Annotated in this window: 16 protein-coding genes and 1 tRNA gene; 6 read left to right on the plus strand and 11 right to left on the minus strand. The window is 64.9% G+C overall.

Annotated features, from left to right (window positions below):
- Nucleotides 1-32 precede the first annotated feature (32 nt).
- The 4 genes from infB to ACR9Y6_RS06955 form a co-directional block, all read right to left on the minus strand.
- On the minus strand, nucleotides 33-2,918 hold the full coding sequence (gene infB, locus ACR9Y6_RS06940) for a translation initiation factor IF-2 (RefSeq protein WP_481280646.1): 2,886 nt from the start codon (nucleotides 2,916-2,918) through the stop codon (nucleotides 33-35).
- Nucleotides 2,919-3,051: 133 nt separating this feature from the next.
- Complete coding sequence (gene nusA, locus ACR9Y6_RS06945; protein ID WP_306847367.1) at nucleotides 3,052-4,566, minus strand: transcription termination factor NusA; 1,515 nt, start codon at nucleotides 4,564-4,566, stop codon at nucleotides 3,052-3,054.
- A gap of 45 nt (nucleotides 4,567-4,611) precedes the next feature.
- Entirely contained in the window at nucleotides 4,612-5,127 is a 516-nt protein-coding gene (locus ACR9Y6_RS06950) for a ribosome maturation factor RimP (protein WP_371022957.1), read from the minus strand.
- A 333-nt stretch (nucleotides 5,128-5,460) separates the two neighbouring features.
- Nucleotides 5,461-5,754, minus strand: a complete 294-nt coding sequence (locus ACR9Y6_RS06955; RefSeq protein WP_481280647.1) for a HigA family addiction module antitoxin — start codon at nucleotides 5,752-5,754, stop codon at nucleotides 5,461-5,463.
- Nucleotides 5,755-5,883: 129 nt separating this feature from the next.
- Here ACR9Y6_RS06955 and ACR9Y6_RS06960 point away from each other — a divergent pair, with 129 nt between their 5' ends.
- Both ACR9Y6_RS06960 and ACR9Y6_RS06965 read left to right on the plus strand, forming a co-directional pair.
- Nucleotides 5,884-6,525: a GIY-YIG nuclease family protein gene (locus ACR9Y6_RS06960; RefSeq protein ID WP_481280648.1), complete on the plus strand. Its 642-nt coding sequence runs from the start codon at nucleotides 5,884-5,886 to the stop codon at nucleotides 6,523-6,525.
- Between the two features lie 47 nt (nucleotides 6,526-6,572).
- On the plus strand, nucleotides 6,573-7,724 hold the full coding sequence (locus tag ACR9Y6_RS06965; protein ID WP_481280649.1) for a GGDEF domain-containing protein: 1,152 nt from the start codon (nucleotides 6,573-6,575) through the stop codon (nucleotides 7,722-7,724).
- 11 nt (nucleotides 7,725-7,735) lie between these two features.
- Here the strand turns inward: ACR9Y6_RS06965 and ACR9Y6_RS06970 are convergent, their stop codons facing one another.
- From ACR9Y6_RS06970 to ACR9Y6_RS06990, 5 genes are all read right to left on the minus strand, one after another.
- A complete protein-coding gene (locus tag ACR9Y6_RS06970; protein WP_481280650.1) occupies nucleotides 7,736-8,257 on the minus strand; it encodes a 2'-5' RNA ligase family protein in 522 nt (173 codons plus the stop codon).
- 9 nt (nucleotides 8,258-8,266) lie between these two features.
- The gene (locus tag ACR9Y6_RS06975) at nucleotides 8,267-9,265 is read right to left on the minus strand and encodes a GlxA family transcriptional regulator (protein WP_481280651.1); all 999 of its coding nucleotides are present in this window, start codon (nucleotides 9,263-9,265) and stop codon (nucleotides 8,267-8,269) included.
- Complete coding sequence (locus ACR9Y6_RS06980; RefSeq protein ID WP_481280652.1) at nucleotides 9,265-9,828, minus strand: isochorismatase family protein; 564 nt, start codon at nucleotides 9,826-9,828, stop codon at nucleotides 9,265-9,267. Before ACR9Y6_RS06980 ends, ACR9Y6_RS06975 begins: the two co-directional genes overlap by 1 nt.
- A gap of 185 nt (nucleotides 9,829-10,013) precedes the next feature.
- Nucleotides 10,014-12,230, minus strand: a complete 2,217-nt coding sequence (locus ACR9Y6_RS06985; RefSeq protein WP_481280653.1) for a protease pro-enzyme activation domain-containing protein — start codon at nucleotides 12,228-12,230, stop codon at nucleotides 10,014-10,016.
- A 355-nt stretch (nucleotides 12,231-12,585) separates the two neighbouring features.
- Complete coding sequence (locus ACR9Y6_RS06990; protein ID WP_481280654.1) at nucleotides 12,586-13,074, minus strand: antitoxin Xre-like helix-turn-helix domain-containing protein; 489 nt, start codon at nucleotides 13,072-13,074, stop codon at nucleotides 12,586-12,588.
- A 173-nt stretch (nucleotides 13,075-13,247) separates the two neighbouring features.
- Here ACR9Y6_RS06990 and ACR9Y6_RS06995 point away from each other — a divergent pair, with 173 nt between their 5' ends.
- From ACR9Y6_RS06995 to ACR9Y6_RS07005, 3 genes are all read left to right on the plus strand, one after another.
- Nucleotides 13,248-14,726: a serine hydrolase gene (locus ACR9Y6_RS06995; RefSeq protein ID WP_481280655.1), complete on the plus strand. Its 1,479-nt coding sequence runs from the start codon at nucleotides 13,248-13,250 to the stop codon at nucleotides 14,724-14,726.
- An 85-nt stretch (nucleotides 14,727-14,811) separates the two neighbouring features.
- Nucleotides 14,812-16,659: a glycoside hydrolase family 35 protein gene (locus tag ACR9Y6_RS07000; RefSeq protein ID WP_481280656.1), complete on the plus strand. Its 1,848-nt coding sequence runs from the start codon at nucleotides 14,812-14,814 to the stop codon at nucleotides 16,657-16,659.
- Nucleotides 16,660-16,738: 79 nt separating this feature from the next.
- Complete coding sequence (locus ACR9Y6_RS07005) at nucleotides 16,739-18,223, plus strand: GGDEF domain-containing protein (RefSeq protein WP_481280657.1); 1,485 nt, start codon at nucleotides 16,739-16,741, stop codon at nucleotides 18,221-18,223.
- Nucleotides 18,224-18,225: 2 nt separating this feature from the next.
- Here ACR9Y6_RS07005 and ACR9Y6_RS07010 read toward each other — a convergent pair whose 3' ends face one another.
- Nucleotides 18,226-18,687, minus strand: a complete 462-nt coding sequence (locus tag ACR9Y6_RS07010; RefSeq protein ID WP_481280658.1) for a YccF domain-containing protein — start codon at nucleotides 18,685-18,687, stop codon at nucleotides 18,226-18,228.
- A 414-nt stretch (nucleotides 18,688-19,101) separates the two neighbouring features.
- On the opposite strand from ACR9Y6_RS07010, the gene ACR9Y6_RS07015 reads away from it, so the two are divergent.
- Nucleotides 19,102-19,791 carry a class I SAM-dependent methyltransferase gene (locus tag ACR9Y6_RS07015; protein ID WP_481280659.1) on the plus strand — a complete coding sequence of 230 codons (690 nt, stop codon included), beginning with the start codon at nucleotides 19,102-19,104 and terminating at the stop codon, nucleotides 19,789-19,791.
- 167 nt (nucleotides 19,792-19,958) lie between these two features.
- Here ACR9Y6_RS07015 and ACR9Y6_RS07020 read toward each other — a convergent pair.
- Nucleotides 19,959-20,035, minus strand: a tRNA-Met gene (locus ACR9Y6_RS07020).
- Between the last annotated feature and the right edge of the window lie 15 nt (nucleotides 20,036-20,050).

Genomic DNA, 20,050 nt, shown 5'->3' on the forward strand with positions numbered 1-20,050 from the left:
CGGCGCATGCCGGGGAGGCGCATTGCCCGCGGTTACAGCGTGCGGGCGACTTCGATGCGCTCGAAGCACTCGATCTGGTCGCCGACCTTCACGTCGTTGTACTGCTTCACGGCGATACCGCATTCCATGCCGTTGCGGACTTCGTCCACCAGCTCCTTGAAGCGGCGGAGCGATTCCAGTTCGCCCTGGAACACGACGACGTTGTCGCGCAGCACGCGGATCGGCTTGGACCGCTTGACGAAGCCCTCGGTGACCATGCAACCCGCCACCGCGCCGAACTTCGACGAACGGAACACGTCGCGGACCTGCGCGATACCGATGATCTCCTCGCGGATTTCCACGCCGAGAAGACCCGACGCCGCCTGCTTCACCTGGTCGATGACGTCGTAGATGATCGAGAAGTAACGGACATCGAGGCCGTTGGTGTCGATCACCTTTCGCGCCGACGCGTCGGCACGGACGTTGAAGCCGATGATCAGCGCCTTGGAGGCCGCCGCCAGGGTGGCTTCCGACTCGGTGATGCCGCCCACGCCGGACGAGATCACGTTCACCTTCACCAGGTCGTTGCCGATCTGGGTGAGCGAATCGCGCAACGCTTCCACCGAACCCTGCACATCGGCCTTGACCAGGATGTTGAGGGTCTGCTGGCCTTCGCCCTGGCCCATCTGGGCCATGATGTCTTCCAGGCGGTTCGACTTCGAGACGAGGCGGTTCTCGCGACGCTTCTGCTGACGCTCGGCGGCCACCTGGCGGGCGAGGCGCTCGTCCTCGACCGCGACGAAGTCGTCACCCGACTCCGGCACGCCGGACAAGCCCAGCACCTGCACGGGAATCGACGGGCCGGCTTCGTTCACCTGCTTGCCGGTCTCGTCCACGAGCGCACGCATGCGGCCGTATTCGATACCGCAGACGACGAAATCGCCCTTCTTCAGCGTGCCCTGCTGGACCAGCACCGTCGCCACCGGGCCGCGGCCACGGTCGAGGCTGGATTCGATCACGACGCCCGAGGCACGGCCATCGGCCACGGCCTTGAGTTCCATGATCTCCGCCTGGATCGAGATCGCGTCGAGCAGCGCTTCGACACCGTCGCCGGTCTTCGCCGAAAGCGGCACGAACGGCGTGTCGCCGCCCCACTCTTCCGGGATGACTTCGAGGTTCGCGAGGCCTTGCTTCACGTTGTCCGGATTGGCGTCGGACTTGTCCATCTTGTTGACCGCGACGATCAACGGCACCTTGGCGGCGCGCGCGTGACGCACGGCTTCCTGCGTCTGCGGCATGACACCGTCGTCCGCGGCGACCACGAGCACCACGATATCCGTGGACTGCGCACCACGTGCGCGCATCGAGGTGAACGCGGCATGGCCCGGGGTATCGAGGAAGGTGATCACGCCACGGCTGGTTTCGACGTGATACGCGCCGATGTGCTGCGTGATGCCACCGGCTTCGCCCGAAGCGACCTTGGTGCGGCGGATGTAATCCAGCAGCGAGGTCTTGCCATGATCGACGTGACCCATGATCGTGACGACCGGCGGACGCGTGACCTTCTCGCCCTCGAGCTCGACGCTCTGGGTGTGCGAGGCCAGCGCGGCTTCGGCATCGTTCTCGGTCGCGCGGACCGGGTTGTGGCCCAGTTCCTCAACGACGAGCGCCGCGGTGTCGTGATCGATCGTCTGGTTGATGGTCGCCATGACGCCCATCTTGAACAGCGCCTTGACTACCTCGGCGCCCTTCACGGCCATCTTCTGCGCGAGTTCGGCGACGAGGTTGTTATCGCCGATCACCACGTCGCGAACCACGGCGACGGTCGGCCGCGTGAAGCCGTGCGGACCGCCCGACGAAGCGCCGCCACGCGGTGCCTCGGCACGGCCCTTGGCCTTGCCGCCACGGCGATTGCCACTGGAACGGCGCGCGCGGTCGGCGTCGGACAGGTGCAGTTCGCCGGCGGCGAAACGCTTGCCACCCGCCTCGCGATCGCGGCCACCGCCACCACCGCCACCACCGCCACCCTGTTTCGGACGCGCGTTGCCACGTGAATCGTTGGCGGCCGCCACCGCGCCCGGTGCAGGGCGGGAAGCGGGCGTCGGTGCCGCGGTACGCGCGGCGGCCGGAGCCGGTGCAGGCGCCGGCGCGGGTGCCGGCGGCGGAACCGGAGCCGGTGCCGGTTTGGCGATCACGCGCTCGCGCTTACGCGGCTCGTGGATGCGCGGCAGGATCATGCCGAGCGAGCGCGTATCGAGCTTGCCCGTCTGGTGGGTCACGCCATCGTCGTTGCCGGACGCGGCGGCTGCCGGTGCGGATGCCTCGACCGCCGCCACCGGAGCGTCCGCGGGAGCCTGTGCCTGCTCGGCGCGTGCACGTTCCGCCGCGGCCTGTTCGGCCTCGGCGTGGCGACGCGCTTCCGCGGCGGCCTCTTCCTGGCGGCGCGCTTCGGCCTCGGCTTCGCGACGGGCCGCCTCGGCCTGTTCACGGCGCTCGGCTTCCTCGCGGCGGGCCGATTCCTCGTGCTCGCGCTGGGCGTGCGACTCGGCCAACTTGCGCGCGGCTTCCTCGCGCTCCGGCTCGTGCGCGGCATCTTCCGCGATCGCGCTGCGCTTGACGTACGTGCGCTTGGTGCGGACCTCGACGTTGACCGTCTTGGCGGCGCCAGCGCCCCGGCCCGTGCCGGAGTTCACTTTCAGCTCGCCAACGGTGCGGCGCTTGAGCGTGATCTGGCGCGGCGCCGACTCGTCCGCTTCGGGAGCGGCGTCGTTCTTGCCATGCGTGCGACGCAGGAAGCCGAGCAGCTTGAACTTTTCAGTGCTGCTGATGACTTGCTCCGCATCGGAGAATTTCATTCCGGCTTCGCCAAGCTGCCCAAGCAGCTTGTCGACCGGCAAACCCAGTTGCTGGGCGAGTTGTTTGATTGTGACGTCCGACATCGTTATTTATTCTCCGCCGTTCCCGCGCGTAACCCTACGTGCCGACGATGACCCGTACGGCTGCCTCCATCCATGGCGGGAGACCTCATGGCCTCCCTCGAGGCGCCCGTCCAGGACGCTTCCGGTCTCGCGCTCAGCCACCTTTCTCCAGGCGGGCGATCATCGGGGCGCGCGCAGCCATGATCAGCTGCGATGCGCGCTCCTCGGTCATGCCTTCGATATCGATGAGCTCGTCGACGGCGAGGTCGCCCAGGTCGTCGAGCGTCTTCACACCACGATCCGCCAGCGCGAAGGCGGTCGCTTCGTCCATGCCGTCCATCCCGAGCAGTTCCTCGGACGGAGCGTTTTCCTCCACGCCTTCCTCGGCGGCGAGCGCCTCGGTCAGCAGGGCGTCGCGGGCACGGGCGCGAAGTTCCTCGACGATGTCCTCGTCGAAGCCTTCGACCGCCAGCAGCTCGGCGCTCGGCACGTAGGCGATTTCTTCCACGGACGAGAAGCCTTCCTGCACCAGGATGCTGGCGATTTCCTCGTCCACTTCCAACTTGTCCTGGAACAGCGCCAGGGCGGCGGCCTGCTCGGCCTCGCTCTTGGCGGTGACCTGGTCCTGCGTCATCACGTTGAGCTGCCAGCCGGTGAGCTTGCTGGCGAGGCGCACGTTCTGGCCGCCGCGGCCGATCGCCTGGGACAGCTTGTCCTCGGCGACGGCGATGTCCATCGAATGCTTCTCTTCATCCATGATGATCGACTGCACTTCGGCCGGCGCCATCGCGTTGATGACGTACTGGGCCTGGTTCTCGTGCCACAGGATGATGTCGACGCGCTCGCCGTTGAGCTCGTTCGACACGGCCTGCACGCGTGAACCACGCATGCCGATGCAGGCACCGATGGGATCGGTGCGGCTGTCGTGCGCCACGACGGCGATCTTGGCGCGATCGCCCGGATCGCGGGCGCAACCCTTGATTTCCACCAGGCCCTGGCCGACTTCCGGCACTTCGAGCTTGAACAGTTCGATCATGAATTCCGGCGCGCTGCGCGAAACGAACAGCTGCGGACCACGGATTTCCGACTTCACTTCATAGAGGTAACCGCGCACGCGGTCGCCCACGCGGGCCGATTCACGGGGAATGGTCTTGTCACGCGGGATGAACGCCTCGGCGTTGCTACCCAGGTCGAGGTAGACGTTGCCGCGCTCGACGCGCTTGACGATACCCGTCACCAGCTCGCCCACGCGATCGGCGAAGGCGTCGACCACCTGCTGGCGCTCGGCCTCGCGGACGCGCTGCACGATCACCTGCTTGGCCGCCTGGGCCGCGATGCGCCCGAACTCGGCGTTCTCGATCTGGTGCTCGATCCAGCCACCGACCTCGGCCACTTCGTCCTCGCCCGCTTCATCCTGCGCGTCCATCAGGCGGATCTGGAAGGACGGGTCCTCCATCTCGCCGTCGTCCGCGATGATCTCCCAGCGACGGAAGGTCTCGTAGTCGCCCGTGTTGCGATCGATCTCGACGCGGATGTCGGGATCCTCATCGGGGTAGCGCTTCTTGGCAGCCGAGGCCAGCGCCGCTTCCATGGCTTCGAAAATGACTTCGCGCGGTACGCCCTTTTCGTTGGCGACCGCGTCAACTACCAGCAAAAGTTCTTTGCTCATTGCCGCTACTCCCGTAAGGATGCCCCGCGGCATCCCGTCGTTTCGTTATTTGGGTTTCTTTCCGCCCGGCGTGGGCTTCGGCTGCGGCGCATAGCCGAGGGCCACCCAGTCGGGAACCACGCGGGCGCTTTCGACGTCCGCATGCTCGAATTCGAATCTGCCAGCCTCGCCCTCGACCACAATCTGCTCGCCGTTCACTTCAACGACGTTGCCCTTGAGTCGCCGGCGCCCCTCGATCGGGGCCTTCAGCAGCACCTTGACCTCCTGGCCGGCCACGCGGGCGAACTGCCCGGCCGTGAACAGGGGGCGGTCGATGCCAGGGGAGGAGACCTCCAGTACATAGTTGCCGGGGATCGGATCTTCAACGTCCAGGAAGGCCGAGAACTCGCGGCTCGCGGCCTCGCAGTCCTCCACCGTGACCTCGCGCTCGCCACCGGGCACGTCGAGATAGACGCGCAGGGTGCTCTGCCCGCCGGACGGGATGAATTCGATGCCGAGGACCTCGAGACCGAGATCGGCCACGATGTCCGAGAATCGCTGTGAAAGTGCGTTGGTATCCACGTTACCTGCGGTTTTTGCGGTTTTTCCGGTCGCCAGAAACAAAAAAAGGGCGCGAACGGCCCATTCCTTTCGTCGCCGATGTATCCCGACACTTTCCTCCAGCGCCCCCCGCGATGCCCTGACGGCGCTCACAGTGTGTCGCAGGGAGCCTCCTTGCGCCCAACAAAAAAGCCTCACGAGGAGGCTTTCTTGTAAAAAGAAAGTTCCTTGAAGCGTCGCTCGACGAAAGGTCGAAACCGCCGTCAACGCCACTTAAGATTCACGAATTCTATCGCATTTTTGTCCGTTCATGCAAGTTGGCCGGCGCATTCACAACCGGGCCCCGGGGCCCCGTCATGCCGCCCGTGGCCGGATGGCGGACAAGGCCTCACCAAGGTCCCGCTCCGCACACTCCAGTTCGTAATTCTGTTGCAGGTTCATCCAGCTGCGGGCATCCGTCCCGAAATAGCGGGCCAGCCTTAGCGCGGTATCGGCGGTGATGCCGCGGCGTCCCTTGGCGATCTCGTTCACGCGTGCGGCGGTCACGCCGATGGCGAGCGCGAGCGCGTTGCTGGACAGGCCCAGGGGCAACATGTACTCCTCCCTCAACACCTCGCCGGGATGGACAGGCGGGAGCTTCTTCGTCATGGCATTCACCTCTAACGATCATGGCATATCGTTTATCGAATGTCGATAAGTGAACATATCTCACCCTGCTCGATGAATATGCCGGTTCGGCCCGTTCCTCTGCGTGCGCCGAAGCCATACCTTCTCGATATGACCGACGAAGCGCCCTACCCCCGATTCGCCTCCCGAGGCCGCGCCTACGTCTACGTGGTGCCGTGCCGGGACGAGGACCTGCTCAAGCTGGGCTTCTCGCGCGACCCGTTCACCCGGTTCAGCACCCTGCACCGGCGCTTCTTCGAGTTCTTCGACCTCGACCGGGGCTTGCTGGTGGATGCCGAGCGTGTCGCCGTGGCCCGGCGGATCGAGCGCCGCTTGATCGGCGCCTTCACGGACTATCACGCCATGGCCCCGCTGGTGGTGCCGGCCACGGCGGGCGGGCATACGGAATGGTATCGGGGCGCCCACCCCGAGGTGACCGGCGTGCTACGGCGCATCGCGGTGGAGGAAGGCCTGGCGTTGCAGGACGGCCTGCGGCCCTGGCTCCACGCCCATCTCATGACCCGCGCGGACCTGCTCCACGACTGGTCGCTGCGCATCGTCGAGACGCTCGACTGGGCCCGTCACAATGCCCCGGACGATCCGGGTGCCACGCGTCTCGGCCAGGCCTTGCTGGACACCTGGGCCATGTTCGAAGCGGCCGGGATCGACATGCGGTCGCTGGTCCCCGCCGCCGTCACCCACTGGTACGACCATGGCGCTCATCGCCGCCTTTTCGGCGACGGCCGCCTTTAGCCCATCTGGGCCTAGAATGGCCCCGGGGGCGAACGGGGGATCGGGGAATGGACGGCGTATCGGGGCTGGACGTCCACACGCTGGGCGTCATCGGCCTGGCGGTGGGCGTGACCATCGCGTTGAGTTTCACCCTGCTCAGCCTGGTGCTGCGCGGGATGCTCGCACTGCACATCTGGGCGGCGGCTTTCTGGTTGCTCACCGCGGCGGGCCTCGCCGAGGGTTACGACGAGAAGTCGACCTTCCTGTCCGCCATCGTCGGAAGTGCCCTGATCGCCCTGGCCAATGGCGCGATGGTGCTTGGCATAGCCGTCCATATCGGGCAGCCGCTGCGCTGGCGCTGGCCAGCGCTCGTCATCATCCTTTTCCTGGCCATCCAGGTCGGCTTCCTCCTGGCGCCTCCACCGCAGGCGGTGGAAGCGGCGGTATTCGGTGCCAAGAGCATCGTATGGGACGCGTGGATGATCTGGCTGCTGCTCTTTCGTGCGCCGCGCGAATTGCGCACCAGCGCCGCCTTCACCGCGATGATCTTCGTCATCGACACTTTCTTCTATCTCGCGCGGGGCGCGGTTTCGTTGCACCCGGAGATGGAGTCGCACGTCCTCCTGGCGACCGTGCTGACCACCTCGAATTACCTGTTCGGCATCCTCTGCACCTTCCTGCTCAACACCGGGTTCACCTTGATGCTGGCCCAGCGGCTGGTCCACGACCTCAGGCGTGCGGCGGAGGTGGATGGCCTGACCGGCCTGTTGAACCGCTCGGCCTTGCTCAGGGAATCCAACCGACAACTGGCATCGGGCCGCGGCTATCCGAACGCCGCGCTGCTCTTCGACCTGGACAACTTCAAGGCCATCAACGATCACTGGGGTCACGCCGGCGGCGACGCGGTGCTGAAACATTTCGCCGAGGTGATCCGCTCGGGTGGCCTGCCCGCGCACTCGCTCTTCTCCCGCTACGGCGGCGAGGAATTCCTGCTGCTGGTTCCCGGCATGGACCCTCGCGACGCCGCCGGCCTCGCCGAGGCGCTACGGATGCGCGTGGCCGAGGCGCCCGCGCCATATTCCGATGCCAGCATCGCCTTCACCACCAGCGTGGGCGTGTGCGCCTCCAGCGATACACTGGTACACCAGTTGATCCAGGCGGCGGACGAAGCGCTTTATCGTGCGAAGAACGCCGGCCGCAACCGCGTGGAAATGGCCTGACTGGAACGCGGTCAGGATGTCCCGAGGGGAACAGACGCCAGGCTGTGCCATGCATCAGAGGCGCGCCGCATGACGTGGACGCCACGGCAGACGCATGGAATCGGACCGCTCGCGTGCAACCGGTCTTCCAAGGTCGTCACGATGACGGCACGATCGCCGCGAACGTTCCTGGCCACCGATAGGTGCGGCACGTAATCGGGGAACGCCCTGCCATCGCGTGGCCGTTGGGGAAACGCCGCCCCCAGTGCGGCCGCAAGCGCCACGATGGCGTCCCCGGGCGATGGCTTCAACCAGACGGTCGAGGGAAACGTCCGCACCGAGTCCAGGCGAAACGACAGCGGGGCATGGGCCCGCGCGACATCGCGCAATCGTTCCATCGCCATTTCGTCGATGGTGTCGCTGTCGACGAATGGGTAAACGAGCGTGATATGGGCACCCAGCCCCCGCTGTGCCGCAGGGTCCAGTCGCGCGCGCAAATCGCCGACCAGGGGTTCGGCTTCCGGAACCATCAACGCAAGCAGGGTGCGGCTCATGAACGCATTTTATACCTCGACCTCGCGCATCCGGCTCGGCGGCAGGTCGTTCATGCGTGCCCATGCGCGACGCAACTGGCGCGACGAGCCGAACCCGGCCCTTTCCGCCACGGCCTCGATATCCAGGCGCGACCCCGTGAGCAACTCCCGAGCGAGGGCGACGCGCATGCGGTTCACGTAGTCGGTGACGCTCATGCCCGTGTGCTCGTTGAACAGGCGCGACAGGTTCCGCGGACTCGACGCGGCGACCAACGCCAACGATCCCACGGACCAATCGCGCGCCGGATCGGCCGCTACCGCATCTTGCGCGCGATGGACCGCGGCATGCATGTGATTACGCCCTTCCAGCCACGGAGAGAGTTGAGGATCGCCACCGGCCCTGCGCAGGTAGACCACCAGGAAACGCGCGACAGCGAGGGCCACGGGTGGCCCGGCCAGGGTGGCCACCAGGTGCAGCATCAGGTCGACGCCCGCGGTGATCCCCGCGCTGGTGAGGCGTTCGCCATCCTCGACGTACAGGCGGTTCTCCCGCACGCGGGCGGACGGCGCGGCATGCGTCAGCTGCGCGGTGCAACCGTGGTGCGTCGTGCACTCGTAGCCGTCGAGCAGGCCCGCGCGGGCCACGAGCAAGGCGCCCGAGCAGATCGAAACCACGCGCATGCCGGGCTTCACCACCTTGCGCAGCCACGCGACAATCGACGCTTCACTCGCGTCGTCCTGCGCGGCCGTCGTCCGGACGGTGCCGAGCGGAACATCCGCCGCGCCGGGAACCACGACGAGCGCGCCTTCCGCGATACGTGCAGGCAAGGCCACGATACCTGTGACGTCCAGGCCGATCGAACTGCCTGCGGTGCGCGCGGGACCGACATAGGTGACGTCGAAGCGAACGGTTTCCTGTTCCAGGTTCGCCCTGCGCAATACCTCGATCGGTCCCGCGACATCCAACAGCAACACCCGCGGCGGAACCACCACGTAGACCGGTATCTGGCGTGGCGAGGGTCTTGGCATCAGGCGGCTACGCGCGGCATCCCCGCCAGCGCCTCCTCGACCGTGGCGATCCGCGCGAAACGGCCGGCGAGCACCAGTTCCGTACGAGCCCGGATTTCGGCCGCGCTCCACTCGCGTCCCTCCACGTCGACCATCGGAAACGTGAGCGTCGCTTCGCCTACATAGTCGACGTCGTAGCCGAGATCGGAGGCGTGGCGCGTGGTGGTCTCGCAACACTGTTCGGTACGAATGCCGGAAACGATCAGCCGCCGGATACCGTGCATCGTCAGCCAGACATCGAGGCCCGAACCCACCAGCGCACTATGGCGGCGCTTGCGGAACGAGACGTCCGCCTCGACACGGAGCGGCGCCAGGGTGGTGACGAAACCCGACGCTTCGGAAAACACCCCGTTTTCTTCCACATGGAATATCTGCACGACGGGAATCCCGCTCCGCTTCGCCCCATCGACCAGGGCCTGCTGCCGCTCAATATAAGCAGCCACGTCCTCATCGCGCCAGTAGGGGCGATGGCGAAAGGACTCCTGGGCGTCGATGACGATCAAGACGGTATCGGCAAGGGACATGGCGGTTTTCCTTCAGGAAGAGAACGCCAGTTTCCGCTTCGCCGAGCCCGACCGACAGGCCGCGCCCGGACGCGGACCGGACATTTCACGCCATGGGCACGGGAAAGCCCTGGTGGGAGCTCGCACAAAAAAGGCGCCCGCTCTTCCAAGCGGGCGCCCTCCTTCCGGTGTTGCCTATACGTCGATCAGTTCGTCCACGTCGCCTTCAAGGTCACGCCGGAGAACGAGGTATAGCCGTTGAGCATCACGTAGTACGTGCCGGTTTGCGGTGAGGAGAACGAGCAGCTTTCCGTGTTGCCCGTGATGTACGGGCGGCAGTCGTAGCTCGACGTGGTAGGCGCCGAGCCGAACTTCACGTACAGGTCGGCATCGCCCGTGCCGCCCGAGATCGCGATCTTCAGGTTGGTCGCGCCCGAAGGGATCGCCACGGTGTAGTTGAGCTTGCCGTTCTGCGCCGCCGCCAGGCCCGTCACCGCCACGCCGTTCTGCAACACGTTGTTGGGCGGCGGCGTCGTGCCCCCACCGCTCACCCAGTTCGCCTGGGCATAGGTGTTCAGCTTGCCGATGTCGAAACTGCCGAAGCCGGTCGCCTCGTCGAAGCCGGTGGCCGCGGTGTAGCCATGGCTCTGGTAGCCATTGTTACCGGAGGTCACGTCGTGCAACAACGACGTCTGCGTCGGGAAGGCCTGGTAGAACTTCGAGGCCGGGAAGCCGATGGCGTTGTTCGCCACCGATTCGATGCGCGCGAACGCACCCACGAACAAGGGCGAGGCGAGGCTCGTGCCACCCACCTGTTCCGTCGTGCCGTTCACGACGATCAGCGCACCGGAGGACGAGGCGGCGTCGAACGACACGTCGGGACCGACGCGTTTGGTCGAGCTGGTGACCGAGGACTGCCACGACGGCGCCGTCTCGAACAGGCTGGTGCCACCGCCCGTCGCCCACAGGCGCTGGTTGTTGTCGCCCTGGCTCGGTGCGATGGCGGACAGGCCTTCGTTCCACACCGTTTCGCCGCTCCACGTCGTGCCGCTGGTGGACAGCTGCGTTCCGCCCACCTGGATCACATAGGGCGAACTGGCCGGCTCGCTCACCGAGTAATGGGTGAGGTCGATTTTCACCGTGCCCGCGGAATTGGCCACGTAGCCCGGGGAACCCGACACGGGGTCGGACGACCACTGGTATACGCCCGCATCGCCGGACGCCACCGAGAACGTCTGCCCCTGGGCCACGGCCTGCTGGAAGATGGCGTCGTCGGCGGCCTGCGTACCCGATTGCTCCGCGGCCGTCTCGTCCTCGCCGAGCGAGACGTTGATCAGCTTCGCGATGTTGTCGGTCACGGCACGGTTGAACGTCGCGGTGATGCCCGCGTTCGTGATGCCGCTGGAACTCGAATCGCCGTTCGCCGAGGTGTAGAAGATCAGCTGCTTGACGCCACCGGCGATGCCGACGATGTCCTGGCTGTCGAGCGACCATTCGCCATTGGAGTCGGGATCGTTGGCGAACGTGCCGCTGCCGACCTTCGTGATGGTGGAGTTCACCGTGGCGAGGCCGGCTCTGGACGTGAAGCTGTTGAGATCGGCGACGGTCTGCGTGATCGAACCCCAGGTGATGATGCCCACGGCGGTGTTGGTCGCCGCCGGCACGCTGGAGCCACCGTAGATGGCGGCGAAGTCCTGCGGGTTGTGTGAAGTGACGGCCGCGGTGGCCAGCGTGCTCGACGCCGGTCCGGGCACGGTCACGTTCTCGGGCTTGTACACGTGGTGCAGCGTGTGTTTCACCGACACGTTCTGCAGGCCCAGCACGGCATCGACCGAATCGCCGAGCGCGGCCGGAACCAGCGCGGGCGTGTCGTTGGCGAAGAACTCGCGTCCGTTCGCGTTGAAGCGCTTGATCGATGTATGGAAGCCATTGGTCGCCGTACCCGCGGTGCCATCGGCGGAGACCAGCAGGTTGTTGGGCGCCACGTCGATATTCGTGAAACCGGCCTGCCGCAGGTGCGCGACGACCGCGTCGACCTGCGCCTGGGTCGGCGCGAAACGCGCCTTGAATTGGTCCGGCGTGAGGAACTTGCCGTACAGCGGATTGCCCGGCGTGGTGACGCCGGCCAGGAAAGCCTGCAACTGGTCGGGATTGCGCAGCTTGAGGCTGACGGTAACGTGCAGTGGCTGGTCCGCCGCCATCGCCGTCACCGCCGCGCCGTCGATATGCGGGGAGCCGGTCATGTTGAGCGCGTAGCCGGTGGCGGCCGCCTGCGTCGCCGCCACGGGTAGCATCGCCGCCCTCGTGTGCGTGGATACCCACGCATCCTCCGCATGCGCGGAAAGGGACGGCATCGCCAGCGCGATCGCCATCGTCAGTACCGTCTTGCGTGTGATCCCTGAAGCAAATGCATCGATCTTCATGATTGATCCTTCCATTAGCCCGTAGATTGCTTCCGCCAAGGCGGAAGCCCTGACACTGCTGGCGTTATGGCTAAGCGGCATCTTCCCCGCCGGTCAGACGGACCCCTGCTGCGTGCATCGCAGGAAATCGCGAATTCCCCCACCGTCCCGCCTGTTGCTCCCCCTGCAGGGTCGAGCAATGGAGGTGGGAAGCTTTCGTCAGGCTTTCCCGGTGGCTATGGGGCACGCCGGAAAGCCCTGTCCGTGACGTGCCCCGCAGAATCGGATGAGAAATGGAGACCGCGGCATGCCCGACGCAGGCGTAACGGACTGCCCGCCCGGGCGAAGCCATTCGCAAGTTATTGCGTAAAGGGCATCAGGCCGAAGGATCGGCGGACCTGCCATCGCCCCCGGAGGTGTAGCGTCCGACCCACAAGCGGGCGACCAGCTCACGCCCCTCGGTCACATCCAGGTATTGGATGGGTGCCTGGTGATCCAGGTCCGGCGTGGGCGTGCGCAACCACATGCCGAGCTGCCGGGCGATGTGAACGTACTGCACGGCCTGGCCACCAGCGGTCAGCGCCAGGAACGTATCGCCGAGAAGTTTCGCCGTCGCCACGATGGCTTCGGAGTCGTGCGGATCCAGGCGCTCACCCCCGGCCACCCGCCTCGCCATCGCCCGGCGATCCAGGCCGAGATACAGCACGAGGTGCTCGTCCGCGATACGCATGGCCCTGGCCAGGCGCTTCACCCATACCGGCGCGATACCGCGGCGTACCCTGTCGATCCGCTCCATGGGCGCCGCGCAGGCCACGTCGAGGCAGAAAGCCTTCACCAACTCCTCGCCTTCCCTGGTACCCATCATCGCCTTCTCCGTTGAACTCACGGGTCACACGGTGACATACCGTGTGACAAGGATCGTGAGAATTCAGGACGAGGAGCAAACCTCGCATCGCCCATCGACATGACCAATGGGACATTGCGTGGACACGCCGATCCGCCGCAAATGGTCCTACCGCCATCGCCAAGGGAAGCCCCATGCCGCGCCTGCCGCTGCTCGCCTCGCTGTCCCTGCTCGTCGTCTGCGGAGCCGCCGACGCGCGGTCCACTCCACCGATCGATCCGGCGGCCATGGATCGCGCCTATGGACGGCTGGGCGAGGCCTTCGTCGACGCCGGAAAGACCGACGCCCTTTCCATCGCCGTCGTCGATCATGGCAAGGTGCGCTATTACAACTTCGGCGCGCTGGTGCCGGGAAAGGCTGCCTCGCCTACAGAGAGGACGATCTACGAGATCGGATCGATCACCAAGGTCTTCACCTCGCTCCTGCTGGCACAGGCCGTGATCCAGCGCCGCGCGAAGCCGGACGACGACCTGCGCCGCTATCTTCCCGGCCCCTACCCCAACCTGGTCTACCAGGGCACGCCGATCCGCCTCGTCGACCTCGCCGACACCACATCGGCGCTTCCGGACAATCTCCCGGACATGGGCCAGCTCGTCGCCGGCGCATCGCCCGATCGCGTGCCGTTCGTCGCGACGGAGGCCCTGGCCAGGTACGACCGGACGCGCATGTTCGCGGACCTGACGACCGCCCGGCTTTCCGCACGACCGGGCACGATGCCCAGGCATTCCAACCTCGCCTCGATCCTCCTGGCCGTGGCGGTGGAGAAAGCCTTCGGGGCCAGTTACGAGGTGTTGCTCGACCGCCATATCGAGAAGCCCTTCGGCATGGGCCGGGGCGTGGGCCATGCGCGCGACGAAAGCCTGGCGGTCGGTTACGACGCGGAACACCGTGCCCTTCCACCGCTCGACGCCCCCTATGTCACCAGCGCGGGTGGCTTGCGCTACAGCACACAGGACATGGCGCGCTTCATCCTCACCGAGTTGAATGGCACCGACCCCGCCATCGCGCTCAGCCAGCGCGTGGCCTGGGGCGATCCCGAAGGCGAAGCCGTCGCGTACAACTGGAAGGTGGACAAGACCATCGACGGCAAACGCCGCCTGCGCGCTTCCGGCGGCACCTTCGGTTTTTCGAGCTACATGGAGATCTATCCCGACGAGGCTTACGGCGTGGTCCTGCTGGCCAATCGTCCGGGAAGCGCGCAAAGCGAACTGCAGGTACTGGCGGAACAGGCCCGCCTCGACATGCTCGGCAAACCAGCCGCACAGACCGCCTTGGAAAGCGCCCTGGCAAAGTCGGACTTCCACGACTTCGCCGGCACCGTCGCATCGGTCCGCCAGAAGCACCCGGAGTTACACCTCGGCGAAGGCAAGGTGAACGATTGGGCTTACTCCCTGCTCAAGGCGAAGAAGACCGCGCAGGCGATCGAGGTGTTCCAGTACAACGTGGACCGGTGGCCAAAGAGCTGGAACGCGTGGGACAGCCTCGCCGAAGGCTACGAGACGGCGGGCGACTCCTCGAAAGCGATCGAGAACTACCGGCGCTCACTCGCGCTCGATCCCGCCAATGCACATGCACGGGAGCGGCTGAAGGTGCTGGAGACCGCCAGGCCTTGAAGGGCACCGGGAATGTGACCCGGTCGCTTGCCGCGCGAGCGACGTGCTGTGTAACGTCGGGCGATTCCCATGATGGAGGCCTTCCGTGAAGCGTCTGAGCCTGTTCCTCTCGACCTGCCTCGTCGCTTCGGCGGCCCTGTCCTCTTCCGCCCTGGCCGCCACGCCACCGCATTTCGCCATCGAGGGCGACCACTTCCTGCTGGATGGCAAGCCCTACGTCATCCGCTCCGGCGAGATGCACTACCCGCGCATTCCCCACGCCGAATGGCGCGACCGCCTGCGCAAGGCGCGAGCGATGGGTCTGAACACCATCACCACCTATGCGTTCTGGAACGCCAGCGAACCGGAGCCGGGCAAGTTCGACTTCAGCGGCGACAACGATATCGCGGCCTTCGTGCGTACCGCGCAGGAGGAAGGGCTCAACGTGATCGTGCGTCCCGGTCCGTTCGTATGCGCGGAATGGGAGTTCGGTGGATTCCCCGCCTGGTTGCTGCGAACACCGGGCCTGCGCGTGCGCTCCCTGGACCCGCGCTTCCTGCAGGCGAGCGCGGCGTGGTTCAAGCGCCTCGGGCAAGAACTCACGCCGCTGATGAGCACGCGCGGCGGCCCCATCCTCATGATGCAGGTGGAGAACGAATACGGTTACGTCGGTAACGATCGCGACTACATGGAAGCGATCCGCCGGCAGATGGTCGATGCCGGCTTCGACCTGCCGTTGTTCATGTCGAACGGCCCGGGGCCCACATGGATGGCGCGGGGCACCTTGCCGGGGATGCTGTCGGTGATCAATTTCACCGGCGACGCGGCGAAAACGGAACGCGCCTTCCATCGTTCGGAACCACTCATGCAAGGCATGCCGAGGATGGCCGGCGAGTACTGGAGTGGCTGGTACGACCGCTGGAGCGAGCCGCACAACACGCGCACGGCCGACGAAGTGGCCGGTGCCGTCGGCTGGATGCTCGATCGCGGCATTTCGTTCAACCTCTACATGGTCGACGGCGGCACGAACTTCGGTTGGATGAACGGCGCGAACAACGAGGATGGCAAGTACCTGCCCGTCACCACCAGCTACGACTACGATTCGCCCATCGACGAAGCCGGCCGGATCACGCCGAAATACCAGGCATTGCGCAAGGTCATCGCCGCCCACCTGCCCAAGGGCGAGTCGTTGCCCAAGGTACCTGCGTCGTCGCCGACCATCGTCATCCCGCGCTTCGAGTTGAGCGAGTCAGTGGCACTCCTCGATGTCTTGCCCATGCTCTCGAAGCCACAAACGAGCCTGACGCCGCACGGCATGGAAACCTATGGCCAGGACTATGGACTGATCCTCTATCGCAAGAAGCTCGACGCCGACGCCAAGGGCAAGCTCGACGTCAACGACGTGCACGACTACGCGACGATCCTGGTCGATGGCCGTCCCACCGGCACCCTCGACCGGCGCAAGCTCGAACATGAATTGCCCGTGGACCTGAAGACGGGCGATACCCTCGACCTCGTCGTGGAGAACATGGGCCGGATCAACATCGGCACCGGCATGGAAGAGGACAACAAGGGCATCACCTTGTCGGTGCAGGTGGCCGGGAACGACCTCACGAACTGGACTGTCTATCCCCTGCCCCTCGACGACCTCTCGGGCCTGACGTTCAAGGCAGCTGCGCCATCGCAGGGCCCGGCGTTCTGGCACGGCAGCTTCGACGTAAGCAAGGTCGCAGGCACCTTCCTCGACATGCGTGGCTGGAACAAGGGCAACGCCTGGGTGAACGGACATCACCTCGGGCGCTTCTGGAACATCGGGCCGCAACGGACGCTCTACATGCCGCCGTCGTGGTTGCACGAAGGACACAACGATATCGTCGTCCTCGAAATGCAACCCGGTGGCACGCATGCGATCGCGGGGCTCAAGGACCCCGTCTTCGGCAGCGCCGCAAAGTGACCGGAATGACATAGCGGCCGCACTTCAAGCGTGGCAGGATGACTCCGGCACGCATGGCTTTCGGGGGAGGGAGCGCGGCATGGGGAAGACGAGGCGTTACCTTGGTTATGCAGTAGCCTGCCTGGCGCTGCCCGCCGCGCAGGTCATCGTCCCGCCACTCGCCGGACGCGATCTGCCGGAGCTGGCCTACTACCTCATGCTGTTCGCATCGGGCGCGGCATGCCTGGCCGCACTCGCCTGCCTGCGTGTTCCCACCTATGAGCGTCGTACCATGGTTTGCCTGGCCCTGGGCCTGGCCTGCTGGTTCGCGGGCATGGCTTATGCCATCGCCCGCTCGGGAGCCGAAGAAAACCTGATATCCACGTACGTACTGTTCGTCAGTTACGGCGTGCCCTTGCTCTATGCCGCCGTCTCGACCCGCGACGAACCCTCGATGCTCTCACGGCGGATCGTCGACGGCTCGTTGCTCGTCCTGCTGGTCATCCTCTGCTATCTGGGTGTGCGTGACCTGCGCGATGCCAACGGTTTCCTCAAGAACGAAGACATGGTCTGGGTCGTCATCGCCTTCGACGTGGAGAACGTCTTCCTGTTCATCACCTTCGTCATACGCAGCCTGACGGCCACGGAAGATCGGGAACACCGCTTCTTCAGGCTGACCACGGTCTTCCTGGGTCTCTATGCGCTCGCCGCCGGCATCCATAACCACGACGAACTCCATCCCAACCTTCCCATCTTCCAGCAACTGGCGGACGTGTTGCCCACCATCCCCTTCATGGCGCTCATCTGCCTGTTGCATGCGCAGCGCCATAGCCGGCCCTTCGAACCGACACGACACCGCTGGGCGCGCCAGTTGTCGGGCAGCCTCGCTCCGGGCCTGCTGCTCGCGGCGATCTTCGCGCTGAGCCTCGGCATCAGCGAGACACAGGGAACGTTCGGCCGCGTGGTGCTTGCGCTGGCAATGCTTGCCTATGTCGTTCGCGTGACGCAGACGCAATTCTGGTTTGCGCGCACACGCGATATGTTGTCCGATGCCCTGGCCGCGGTGGAACGCGTATCGCTACTGGACGAATTGACCGGCATCCCCAACCGCCGCGCCTTCGATCAGGCCTTCGCCGAGCGCACGAAGGAAGCAGCACGAGAAGGCAAGCCAATGAGCGTGCTGATGATCGACGTGGATCTGTTCAAGACGTTCAACGACACGCGTGGTCATCCCGAAGGGGATGTGGCGCTCCGCGCCGTGGCGCGCCTGCTCGCCGGTACGTTACGGCGTCCGACGGACTTCATCGCCCGTTACGGCGGCGAGGAATTCGTCGCCTTGCTGCCAGGTGCCGACGGGCTCGGAGCGCAGGTCGTCGCACGGCGAATGAATCGCGCCATCTACGAAGCCCAACTAGAACACGCACATGGCGTCGACGGCCGGGTGACGGTCAGCATCGGGGTGGCGACGGGGCTGCCGCCAGGTGTGCAGAACCTGGTACGCGAAGCGGACCAGGCCCTGTATGCCGCGAAGAGTTCCGGACGTAACCGCTACGTCTCGGGCAGCGAAGCCCTCGAACCCGGCTGAAATCAGATCGCTCCGCGAGCCTTCAGCACGGCCGCTTCCGCACCCATCCGGCGCGAGGCTTCCGCCACTTCCTTGCTGACGATGGTCTTGCCGATCGGCGCGAGCGCGATGCCGGCCAGCTTGAGGTGCTGGATGCCGAAGGGAATGCCGATGATCGTCACGAAGCAGGCGATCGCCGAACACACATGGCCGATGGCCAGCCAGATGCCGGCGAAGACGAACCAGACGATATTGCCGACCGTGCCGAGGCCGCTCGTACCGATGTCGCCGCGTCCCGACAGTTCACGGCGGCTGATCGCTTCCCGGCCGAACGGCAGGAAGGCGAACTGGCCGATCACGAAACAAGCGCGGCCCCACGGAATACCGACGATGGTCAGGAAACAGAGAAGTCCCGCCAACCACCACCCCAAGCCCATGACGAACCCGCCCATCACGAACCACAACACGTTTCCTATCGCTCTCATGCCTTGCTCCTTTGGTGACTTGGTGTGAAACGTAATCGCGAAAAGCCGGCGGAATAAGTGTCGGAATACCTAGACGAACAAGCAAAAGAAAAGGCGCGAACCAGGCGCTCCGCGCCTTTAGAAAATTGGTAGCGGAGCTCGATCCGCACACTATCCCACTGATCCATTAGTCATCATTTCATCAATAAGCTATTGAATAAAATAGAATAATTCTACACGTCGCTCCGTCAAAATCCCTGAATTGACTTCCCTCGACCGCGATGCGACAAACTCCCTTGGTGCCCCGAATCTGCGGAACCATGCAGCTCTAACGCCGCGAACACCATCAGGGCGTCGCCTAATGTGATAAGCACCGCCGCTACTTTGGACGATCCGAAAGATCATAGGACCATTCCGAAATCTGAGGAGAAGCGCATGCTCGACAAGCCAAAGTTCGATCAGTATGCCGACACGTACAACGACCTGCACCGCGAAAGCACGCGAATCGCTGGCGAGGGCCCGGATTACTTCGCTGCCTATAAGATGGGTTTCCTCTCGGACCATCTTCGTAAATCGGCAAGCCCTTCTGCGGATATTCTCGACTTTGGATGTGGCGTGGGTAACTGCCTCACCCACCTCGTCCGCGCATTCCCGGACTCCAGGATTCACGGGTTGGACGTGTCAAGCGCGAGCATCGATGCAGCCAGGGAAAAGTTCCCTTCCGTCAACTTCGGTGTGATCGAGGCATCGCTCCCGCTGGACGACAGTTCAATCGATGTGGCGATAGCAGTGGGCGTTTACCACCACATGCTCCCAGCTGAGCGCCAGAAATGGACGGACGAACTTCATCGCATCATCCGGCCGGGAGGAAGCCTCTACATTTTCGAACACAATCCGCTCAATCCCATCACACAGAAAATCGTCAGGGAGTGCCCGTTCGACGACGATGCGATCCTGCTGCCTAAGCACGAATCTGTAGGATTGATGCGTGCATCGGGATTCAAGGATATTTCCGTCGACTATGTAATGTTCTTTCCACGTGTACTTTCAATGCTTCGTCCCTTGGAGAGCCTGTTGACCGGCATTCCCCTCGGCGCTCAGTACGTGGCATATGGACGCGCATAAACCACCGGATACCTTCTTACCAGACAGGGTCGCGAGAGACGCGGCTGTGGCCGTCACCGAGGCCGATGAAGGTCCCGGGCACGGGATGCGCTGCACGAAACGCATCTGCGAGTCTGTGCACATCACAAAAGAAAAGGCGCGAACCGGAGTTCGCGCCTTTGGAAAACTGGTAGCGGGGGTAGGATTCGAACCTACGACCTTCGGGTTATGAGCCCGACGAGCTGCCAGACTGCTCCACCCCGCATCAGAGTCAGCAAGT

Source organism: Luteibacter sp. TLI7-4A, assembly GCF_056754745.1.

Coding starts and splice junctions, on each gene's coding strand:
- ACR9Y6_RS07005 (WP_481280657.1), top strand. CDS start 16,739: ATGGGGAAGACGAGGCGTTACCTTGGTTATGCAGTAGCCTGCCTGGCG.
- infB (WP_481280646.1), bottom strand. CDS start 2,918: ATGTCGGACGTCACAATCAAACAACTCGCCCAGCAACTGGGTTTGCCG.
- ACR9Y6_RS06970 (WP_481280650.1), bottom strand. CDS start 8,257: ATGAGCCGCACCCTGCTTGCGTTGATGGTTCCGGAAGCCGAACCCCTG.
- ACR9Y6_RS06985 (WP_481280653.1), bottom strand. CDS start 12,230: ATGAAGATCGATGCATTTGCTTCAGGGATCACACGCAAGACGGTACTG.
- ACR9Y6_RS06995 (WP_481280655.1), top strand. CDS start 13,248: ATGCCGCGCCTGCCGCTGCTCGCCTCGCTGTCCCTGCTCGTCGTCTGC.
- nusA (WP_306847367.1), bottom strand. CDS start 4,566: ATGAGCAAAGAACTTTTGCTGGTAGTTGACGCGGTCGCCAACGAAAAG.
- ACR9Y6_RS06965 (WP_481280649.1), top strand. CDS start 6,573: ATGGACGGCGTATCGGGGCTGGACGTCCACACGCTGGGCGTCATCGGC.
- ACR9Y6_RS07015 (WP_481280659.1), top strand. CDS start 19,102: ATGCTCGACAAGCCAAAGTTCGATCAGTATGCCGACACGTACAACGAC.
- ACR9Y6_RS06960 (WP_481280648.1), top strand. CDS start 5,884: ATGACCGACGAAGCGCCCTACCCCCGATTCGCCTCCCGAGGCCGCGCC.
- ACR9Y6_RS06955 (WP_481280647.1), bottom strand. CDS start 5,754: ATGACGAAGAAGCTCCCGCCTGTCCATCCCGGCGAGGTGTTGAGGGAG.
- ACR9Y6_RS06980 (WP_481280652.1), bottom strand. CDS start 9,828: ATGTCCCTTGCCGATACCGTCTTGATCGTCATCGACGCCCAGGAGTCC.
- ACR9Y6_RS06975 (WP_481280651.1), bottom strand. CDS start 9,265: ATGCCAAGACCCTCGCCACGCCAGATACCGGTCTACGTGGTGGTTCCG.
- ACR9Y6_RS07010 (WP_481280658.1), bottom strand. CDS start 18,687: ATGAGAGCGATAGGAAACGTGTTGTGGTTCGTGATGGGCGGGTTCGTC.
- ACR9Y6_RS06990 (WP_481280654.1), bottom strand. CDS start 13,074: ATGATGGGTACCAGGGAAGGCGAGGAGTTGGTGAAGGCTTTCTGCCTC.